The following is an 8,283-nucleotide window of genomic DNA, read 5'->3' as shown; positions in this document are numbered from 1 at the left end:
CCGCCCTCGGGCAGCACCGGATCATCCCAGCCGAGTTCGGCCGGCGCATAGAGATACACGGCATCTGCCACCGCCAGACTCGGGCCGAGGGTGTCTTTGTGGACGCCGAGCTTCATGGTGTTGGAGCGCGGTTCCAGCACCGCCAGGATGCGCTTGTTGCTACCAACGCGAGCGCGCAGGGCAGCGAGGGTTTTGGCAATAGCGGTGGGGTGGTGGGCAAAATCGTCATAAACCGCTACACCGCGGCGCTCGCCGCGCAATTCGAGACGACGGCGCAAGCCACGGAATTCGGCCAAGGCGGCACAGCTGGTGGGCAGCGGCACGCCGGCATGGCGGGCGGCGAGCATGGCCGCCAGGGCATTTTGCCCGTTGAACTCCCCCATCAGCGACCAGGCCCAAGCACCCCGCTGCTCCTTGCCCTCCCAAACGCTAAAGGCGCTGGCCTCGGCATTTTCCGGCCGTACCTGCCAGCCATCGGGATCCGCAAAGCTAAGCCCCGGCGTCCAATGGCCGCGCTGCCAGACCCGCTCGAGGGCCGCATCCTCCCGCGGACGGATAACGAGTCCGTTATCGGGCACCGTGCGCAGGAGGTGATGAAACTGGGTTTCGATGGCAGCGAGATCGGGGTAGATGTCGGCGTGATCGTACTCGAGGTTGTTGAGAATCAGCGTGCGCGGTCGGTAGTGGACGAATTTCGCCCGCTTGTCGAAGAAGGCGGTGTCGTACTCATCGGCCTCGATAACAAAGAAGGGGCTCTCGCTGAGGCGGGCGGAATTGGCAAAATTGCGCAGCTCAGCACCCACCAAAAAGCTCGGATTGAGGCCGGCGTATTCGAGAATCCATGCCAACATGGCGCTGGTGCTGCTCTTGCCGTGGGTTCCTGCCACTGCCAAAACCCAGCGACCTTGCAGAATTTCTTGTGCCAGCCATTCCGCCCCGGAGCGGTAGGGCAACCCTTGCCGCAACACTGCCTCGACCAGCGGATTGCCCCGCGACAAGGCATTACCAATCAGCACCAGATCCGGCAGCGGCCGCGGCAAGTCGCGCGCGTAGCCCTCGTCGACGGCAATCCCCTCGCGGGCGAGGAGATCGGACATGGGCGGGTAGATCCCGGCGTCGACACCGCTAACCTCGTGCCCCGCCGCCCGCGCCAGGAGGGCCAGACTGGCCATAAAGGTGCCGCAGATCCCCAGGATGTAGATGCGCATCGATTCAGTGCATGGTGCCGGGTTTGGGGGCATCGAGGCGCTGGTCGAAAATCTGTCCGGCCAGCTCGTAAAGGGCGTTGAGCTTCTCCTGTGCGTCGCGAAAACGCTTTTGCAACTCGACCTCGGCAGCCAGCACCGGGTGATCTTCGAGGGAGCGATTGAGCAGATCGCGAATCATACTCAGGCGTTCTACCACCTCAAAATACGACCAGGGATCCGGGGGCTGCGAATTGGCGGCACTGAGTTCCTGCTGGTAGTACCAAACCAGAGCAGCGCGGGTGACGGCACGGGCCGCGGTCTGCTCCTCCTGCTCCACCATCTGCCACTCGAAGCTGATGGGGTCCTGCCAATCGAGATAGGCGCGCCAGCGCATGCCCTGCTCATCAAAGAGATGCTCGATGCGGGTACCTACACCGCGGTCGGCAAGACGAGCAATGAGACGCTCGGTTTCTTCCCAGTCCTCAGCGTACGCCGAGGGCGTACCAAGGGGGATCTGATCCATCACCAAACGCTCGACCAGAACCAAATAATCGCGGTCGAGGGGCGCCCGACGCGCGTATTCCAAGCCTTCCTCGGGATTCAAAAGAAGGTCCCCTCGATCGGACTACTGGCATTGGCGTAGAGCTTGCGCGGCATACGCCCGGCCAGATACGCCTTGCGCCCTGCCTCGACGCCCAGACGCATTGCTTCGGCCATGAGGATGGGATCCTTGGCGCCGGCTATGGCGGTATTGAGCAGCACCCCATCACAACCCAACTCCATGGCCACTGCCACATCCGAGGCCGTTCCCACTCCGGCATCCACCAATATCGGTACCGTCGCCTGTTCGAGGATGATGCGCAAATTGTAGGGGTTGCGAATGCCAAGACCCGAACCAATGGGCGCTGCCAAGGGCATTACCGCCACACAACCCATCTCGGCGAAGGCCTTGCAGGCCACTGGATCGTCGTTACTGTAGACCATCACCTCAAAGCCTTCGGCAATCAGGGTTTCGGCCGCCGCAAAGGTTTGCCGCATATCCGGGAAGAGCGTCTGCGGATCGCCGATGACCTCGAGCTTCACCAGCGTCCAGTCGCCAAGTTCGCGCGCCAGCCGACAAGTGCGCACGGCGTCCTCGGCGGTATAGCAGCCAGCAGTGTTGGGCAAAATGGTGAAGCGATCGGCCGGAAGATAGTCGAGGAGATTTTCTTCGTTGGCGTGCTGACCAAGATTCACCCGGCGCAAAGCGACGGTGACGATTTCTGCCCCAGCAGCGTCCAAGGCCGCTCGCGTCTCGCGAAAGTCGCGATATTTTCCGGTACCCACCAGCAGGCGTGACTGAAAGCTACGCTTACCGATTTGTAAAAGATCTGCCATGTTCAACCCCAATGAAAAGCAGCGGATACTATACCCCTATCCACCGCCGACGGCACGAATCAGCTCGATGCGATCTCCGTCTTGCAGCGTGGTGGCGGCATGCAATCCCCGCGGCACGACCTCGCCGTTACGCTCCACCGCCACCCGCTGCCCGGCCAATCGCAGGCTTTCCAACAACATAGCAACGCTACTGCCATGCGGCAGAGTCTGGATGGCGCCATTGACCTGCACGCTGATTTCTTCCGCCATACCTACCGATCCCTTGCGACCCCTTTTGCGGCATTATGGCAGCAGAAGCGCGTTCCAGCATCTACCGCGCTGCGGAACGTTTACCGCCCACCGGGGTCGGAAGAGAGGAATACAGCACGGGAGCGAAAAATGCCGGTACGCATGGTAATAGGAAGGCCATTGACCTGGTGGCAGAAAGTGGGCGTCGTCGCCACACTCCTCGCGACCCTGCTGCTAGGGCTCGTTTTTTTCGCTCTGCTCCTTGGATTATTTGCTGCCCTCGCTGTCGTTAGCGGCATATGGATACTCTGGAAACGCTGGCGGCTGCACTCGGATAAGGTTCGTAAGGACGGCACCTTGCGCGCTGAATACCGAATTATCCGGCAAGAAGACGGGGACGAACGGCAGGACCGCTAGGCAACATCGCCTCCTGCCGAGCACCATTGCGGTGCGCCGCCAGCGCCATCCTGCAGAGCTGTGCTCTGTTGTAGTGCGATCTTGGTCTAGACTTTGGCCGTAAGCGCGCAGCCATCCTCGAGCACCTTTGCGCATAGAGCGCTATTGCCCAAATCTGGGGCCCAAGTACGGTGCACGCAGACTGGCACAGGATGTGCTGTTCAAGAGAGAGCAAACTCCGCGAGAAACGTCTATGCTAATGGGACGTCTAAACGGATGGGACGGCGACTTGGCCTGCGGGCAAGGAGAGTACCGATGAGCCTGTTCGATACCTATCAAGAGCGTTTCCTGCGCCAGCAGGAAAGTGTATTTTCCCTGGACGAATATTTGGAACTCTGTCGCAAGGATCCTCTGGCCTACGCCAGCGCGGCAGAGCGCATGCTTGCTGCCATCGGCGAGCCTAAGGTGCTCGACACCCAGGCCGATCCGCGGCTTGCGCGGATCTTCCTAAATCGCAAATTACTTACCTACCCTGCCTTTGCCGATTTCTACGGCATAGAGGATGCGATCGAGAACTTGGTGGCCTATTTTCGTCATGCCGCCCAGGGCCTGGAAGAACGCAAACAAATTCTCTACCTCTTGGGTCCGGTGGGTGCCGCCAAGTCGTCCCTCGCCGAGCGCCTCAAGACCTTGATGGAAAAGCACCCCATCTACTGCCTGGCTGCCAATGGCAAGGTTTCGCCGATTTTCGAATCCCCCCTCGGCCTTTTCGATCCCCGCGAAGACGGTGCCATCCTCGAAGACCGCTATGGCATCCCTCGTCGCGCTCTGCACGGAGTAATGTCGCCTTGGGCGGCAAAACGTCTGCGCGAGTTTGGCGGCGACATCCGCCAGTTCACCGTGCATCGCCTCATGCCCTCGCAACTGCACCAAATCGCCATTACCAAGGTCGAGCCTGGAGACGAAAACAATCAGGATATTGCGAGTCTCGTGGGTAAGGTCGACATTCGCAAGCTCGAGGACTTTTCCCAAGACGACCCCGATGCCTACGCCTATTCTGGTGGCCTGAATGTGGCTAACCAAGGGGTGCTGGAGTTCGTTGAGATGTTCAAGGCACCGATCAAGATGCTGCATCCCTTACTCACCGCCACCCAGGAAGGCACATACAACGGCACCGAGGGCTTTGGTGCCCTGCCCTTCCAAGGCATCATCCTTGCCCACAGCAACGAATCCGAATGGTCGGCCTTCCGTAACAACCGCCGTAACGAGGCTTTTCTCGACCGCGTCTATATTGTCAAGGTGCCCTACTGCCTGAGGGTTACCGAAGAAACCGCGATCTACCAAAAGCTCCTGCAAAACAGTGCCCTGGGGACTGCCCCCTGCGCTCCCGATACTTTGGAAATGCTTGCCCGTTTTTCGGTGCTGAGCCGACTTAAAGAACCGGGCAATAGCAGCTTGTGGTCGAAGATGGAGATCTACGACGGTAAAAGTTTGAAAGACAAAGATCCCAAGGCGAAAAGCCTGCAGGAGTATCGCGATGCGGCCGGTGTGGACGAAGGTATGGAAGGCATTTCCACCCGCTTTGCCTACAAAATACTCTCCCGTACCTTCAATTACGATGCCGATGAGGTGGCTGCCAATCCGGTGCACCTATTGCATGTGCTGGAAACCCAGATTCGTTCAGAACAGTTTCCCGAAGACTTGGAGAGTCGTTATATCGCTTTTCTGAAAACCGAGCTGGCGCCTCGCTATGCTGAATTTTTAGGTCTCGAAATTCAGAAGGCCTATCTTGAAAGCTATGGGGAATACGGACAAAATCTCTTTGACCGTTACATTCAGTATGCGGATTTCTGGTTGCAGGACACGGAATTCCGCGATCCCGACACCGGGCAACTCCTCGATCGTGCCTTGCTCAATGAAGAGTTGGAAAAGATCGAAAAGCCGGCAGGCATCGTCAACCCCAAGGATTTTCGTAATGAGGTGGTAAATTTCGTACTGCGCGCCAAGGCCGCCAATGACGGCATAGGTCCTGCGTGGACCAGTTACGAAAAACTTCGCTCGGTGATCGAAAAAAAGATGTTTGCCAATACCGAAGACCTCTTGCCGGTCATTTCCTTTGGCAAAAAGAGTTCTTCGGAAGAAGAACGCAAGCATCAGGACTTTCTCAACCGCATGACCAGCAAGGGCTATACGGAAAAACAAGTCCGTCTTCTCGTCGACTGGTATATGCGGTATCGCAAGCATCACTGAGCCGTTTGCCCGGTTCGTGGAGGTGTGGGCATGAGCAATATCATCGATCGCCGCATGTCCGGATCCCGCTCCAATGCCAACCGCGAGCGCCTGCAGCGGCGGGTGCGGGAGCGGCTCAAAGAAACGGTGGAAAAGATTGGGCGGACTGGGGCCATCGAGTCGCTGAGTCAGGGTGACAAGGCCGTCGTGGTACCGGCCAATGATCTGTACGAGCCAAGCTTTCGTCGCGATTCTTCCCAAGGCCCATGGGAACGGGTTCTGCCCGGCAACAAGACCTATCAACGCGGCGACGAGATCCCCAAGCCCGAGGGCGGTGGGGGCTCGGGTCGGGAGGGAGCCCCGGACGGTGAAGGGGAAGACGCCCTCGGCATCGTCCTCTCTTCGGATGAATTTCTCGATCTGCTTTTTGATGGGCTAGAGCTGCCCAACCTACGGCGCGGCGCTGGTGGCGAAATCAGTAGCGAAGTTTGGCAACGCAGCGGCTTTGTGCGCGACGGTAGTCCCTCCCGCATGCATGTAGCCCGCACCATGCGCGCGGCGCGTGCACGTCGCCTGGCCTTGCGGGCGGGCAAGCGACGCGCCATCGAAGAATTACAGGCAGAATATGAAGCCTTGCAGGCAGAGATCACGGCTCGACAAGCGGCGGGTGACGACACCCGCATCGAGGCAGAGCGCCTTGCCGAACTTGCAGAGCAAATTGCCGTCTTGCAGCGCAAGCTGCGTGCCGTGCCCTTCATTGACGAAGCCGATCTGCGCTTTGCCCACTTGGATCGTCACAGCCAGCCACGCAGTCGGGCAGTGATGCTCTGTATCATGGATGTTTCGGGCAGTATGGGCGAAACCGAAAAAGATCTAGCCAAACGTTTTTTTCTCTTGCTCTATCTCTTCCTCAAGCAGCAATATCAGAATGTCGAGATCATTTTCATCAAACATCACAGCGTCGCGCAGGAGTGTTCGGAAAAGGAGTTTTTTGCGGCTCGCGAAGGGGGCGGAACCTTGGTTTCGCCAGCCTTGGGCTTGGCTGCCGATATCGTCCGTTCCCGCTTCCCCGCTACAGAATGGAATGTGTACCTCGCCCAAGCCTCGGATGGCGATAATTATTTTGCCGACAATGCTGTGGTAGAGGAGATTGCTGGTGAGTTGTTGGAAGGTCTACGCGCCTTTTACTATCTGGAAGTAAATCGTGACGATGAAAGCCATTTGTACCAAGTTTTTGCGGGCTTGATGGCGGCATTTCCACAACTCGTCTGTACCCGGGCGCAGCAGCGCGAGGATATTTATCCGCTGTTTCGCAAATTGTTTTCCAAGGCGCAGGTGCATGATCATGGCTAGCTCCCTATTGTTCGAAGATAACGACTGGACCTTCAGCCGCATCAATGATGCCGATCGCGCCTGCGCACAGATTGCGCACGACGAACTCGGTCTCGATACCTACCCAAATCAACTGGAATTGATCAGTGCCGAACAGATGCTCGATGCCTATGCCTCCATTGGCTTGCCCGTCTACTACGCGCACTGGTCCTTCGGCAAGCAACACGCCATCGAGTCGGGACAATATAAGCGCGGAGAAATGGGTCTGGCTTACGAGTTGGTGATCAATAGTAACCCTTGCATCAGCTATCTCATGGAAGAAAATACCATGACGATGCAGACCCTGGTCATTGCCCATGCCGCCTACGGGCACAATGCCTTTTTCAAGAACAATGTATTTTTTCAGCAATGGACCGATGCCGAGGGCATCATCGACTATCTGAGCTTTGCCCAACGCTATATCGCTGATTGCGAAGAGCGCCATGGGGTACGCGAAGTCACAGCGATCTTGGATGCAGCACATGCCATTGCCCGCAATGGCATCGACCGGGCCCGGCGTCCGCGCAAATTGTCGGCGACCGAGGAGGAAGCTCGACGCCGGGAGCGGGAGCGTTACTTAGAACAGCAACTCTCGGAAATTTGGCGAACCTTGCCAGCCTCGGCGGCAGTCCGCCAAGAGGCCGAACGAGACCCGCCCTACCCGTCGGAGCCACAGGAGAATCTTCTGTATTTTATCGAGAAAAATGCGCCACAGTTGCCGAATTGGCAGCGCGAAATCCTCCGTATCGTGCGCAAAATCAATCAGTATTTGTATCCGCAGGGGCAAACCAAGATTATGAATGAGGGTTTTGCCTGCTTTGTGCATTACTACATCATGCATCGCCTGCATGAAACCGGGCAGATTTCCGATGGCAGTCTGCTGGAATTCTATGCCAGCCATACCGCAGTGGTATTTCAGCCCGACTATGACGATCCGCGCTATTCCGGGATCAACCCCTACGCCTTGGGTTTCCGCATTTTTCGCGATATTCAACGCATCTGCCTGGCACCAACGGCAGAAGACCGACGCTTTTTCGCCTTCGCAGGCGATCCGGACTGGAAAAAACAGATTCTTTTTGCCATGCGCGAATTTCGCGACGAGAGCTTCATTTTGCAGTATCTCTCCCCCAAGGTCATTCGCGATCTGCGTCTTTTTGCCGTGCAGAACGACCCAGATGCCGAGGCATATCGAGTGAGCGCGATCCACGATGACAGCGGCTACCGCGAAATCCGCGAGCGCTTGGCGCAGCAAGTAGCCGAGAGCAGTCGGCCACCCAATATCGTCATCGAGCGCGTCGATCGCTGGGGCGATCGTCACATGGAATTACGGCAGCTAGACAATAGCCCGCTCGTCCGCGTCGATGCCGAGCGCACTTTGGCCATGCTACAACGACTATGGGGTTACGATGTGTATTTGCACCTAGCAGACGCCGATACGCCGCTACGATACCCATAGGCATAGATCTGATCCCCATGTACTAGCAAGCATTCACGG

General features: G+C 57.8%; 8 protein-coding genes. 4 read left to right on the top strand and 4 right to left on the bottom strand.

Features of this window, described 5'->3' with window-relative positions; all coding sequences use genetic code 11:
• From mpl to thiS, 4 genes are all read right to left on the bottom strand, one after another.
• On the bottom strand, positions 1-1,208 hold a 1,208-nt coding region (gene mpl / locus RTI30_RS04820; protein WP_312283386.1), incomplete at its 3' end, for a UDP-N-acetylmuramate:L-alanyl-gamma-D-glutamyl-meso-diaminopimelate ligase.
• 4 nt (positions 1,209-1,212) lie between these two features.
• Positions 1,213-1,791: a hypothetical protein gene (locus RTI30_RS04815; protein ID WP_312261021.1), complete on the bottom strand. Its 579-nt coding sequence runs from the start codon at positions 1,789-1,791 to the stop codon at positions 1,213-1,215.
• Positions 1,788-2,564 carry a thiazole synthase gene (locus RTI30_RS04810; protein ID WP_312261020.1) on the bottom strand — a complete coding sequence of 259 codons (777 nt, stop codon included), beginning with the start codon at positions 2,562-2,564 and terminating at the stop codon, positions 1,788-1,790. Before RTI30_RS04810 ends, RTI30_RS04815 begins: the two co-directional genes overlap by 4 nt.
• 36 nt (positions 2,565-2,600) lie before the next feature.
• Positions 2,601-2,813 carry a sulfur carrier protein ThiS gene (thiS, locus tag RTI30_RS04805; protein WP_409449677.1) on the bottom strand — a complete coding sequence of 71 codons (213 nt, stop codon included), beginning with the start codon at positions 2,811-2,813 and terminating at the stop codon, positions 2,601-2,603.
• A 129-nt stretch (positions 2,814-2,942) separates the two neighbouring features.
• Between thiS and RTI30_RS04800 the strand changes: the two genes are divergently transcribed.
• From RTI30_RS04800 to RTI30_RS04785, 4 genes are all read left to right on the top strand, one after another.
• Entirely contained in the window at positions 2,943-3,209 is a 267-nt protein-coding gene (locus RTI30_RS04800; protein WP_312261018.1) for a hypothetical protein, read from the top strand.
• A gap of 294 nt (positions 3,210-3,503) precedes the next feature.
• Positions 3,504-5,438, top strand: coding sequence for a PrkA family serine protein kinase (locus RTI30_RS04795; RefSeq protein ID WP_312261017.1), 1,935 nt, complete (start codon positions 3,504-3,506; stop codon positions 5,436-5,438).
• Between the two features lie 30 nt (positions 5,439-5,468).
• Positions 5,469-6,770: a YeaH/YhbH family protein gene (locus tag RTI30_RS04790; protein ID WP_312261015.1), complete on the top strand. Its 1,302-nt coding sequence runs from the start codon at positions 5,469-5,471 to the stop codon at positions 6,768-6,770.
• Entirely contained in the window at positions 6,763-8,244 is a 1,482-nt protein-coding gene (locus RTI30_RS04785; protein WP_312261013.1) for a SpoVR family protein, read from the top strand. The genes RTI30_RS04790 and RTI30_RS04785 overlap by 8 nt, the downstream gene beginning before the upstream one ends.
• Positions 8,245-8,283 lie beyond the last annotated feature (39 nt).

This window comes from Candidatus Igneacidithiobacillus taiwanensis, assembly GCF_031962545.1.
In the GTDB taxonomy this organism is placed as follows: domain Bacteria; phylum Pseudomonadota; class Gammaproteobacteria; order Acidithiobacillales; family Acidithiobacillaceae; genus Igneacidithiobacillus; species Igneacidithiobacillus taiwanensis.
The sequence above is the reverse complement of the archived record's forward strand: the minus strand, read 5'-3'. Positions and strand labels throughout refer to the sequence as shown.

What these genes read in the sequence shown, in the direction of transcription:
- RTI30_RS04810 (WP_312261020.1), bottom strand. Translation starts at nt 2,564, where the DNA reads ATGGCAGATCTTTTACAAATCGGTAAGCGTAGCTTTCAGTCACGCCTG.
- thiS (WP_409449677.1), bottom strand. Translation starts at nt 2,813, where the DNA reads ATGGCGGAAGAAATCAGCGTGCAGGTCAATGGCGCCATCCAGACTCTG.
- RTI30_RS04790 (WP_312261015.1), top strand. Translation starts at nt 5,469, where the DNA reads ATGAGCAATATCATCGATCGCCGCATGTCCGGATCCCGCTCCAATGCC.
- RTI30_RS04785 (WP_312261013.1), top strand. Translation starts at nt 6,763, where the DNA reads ATGGCTAGCTCCCTATTGTTCGAAGATAACGACTGGACCTTCAGCCGC.
- RTI30_RS04800 (WP_312261018.1), top strand. Translation starts at nt 2,943, where the DNA reads ATGCCGGTACGCATGGTAATAGGAAGGCCATTGACCTGGTGGCAGAAA.
- RTI30_RS04795 (WP_312261017.1), top strand. Translation starts at nt 3,504, where the DNA reads ATGAGCCTGTTCGATACCTATCAAGAGCGTTTCCTGCGCCAGCAGGAA.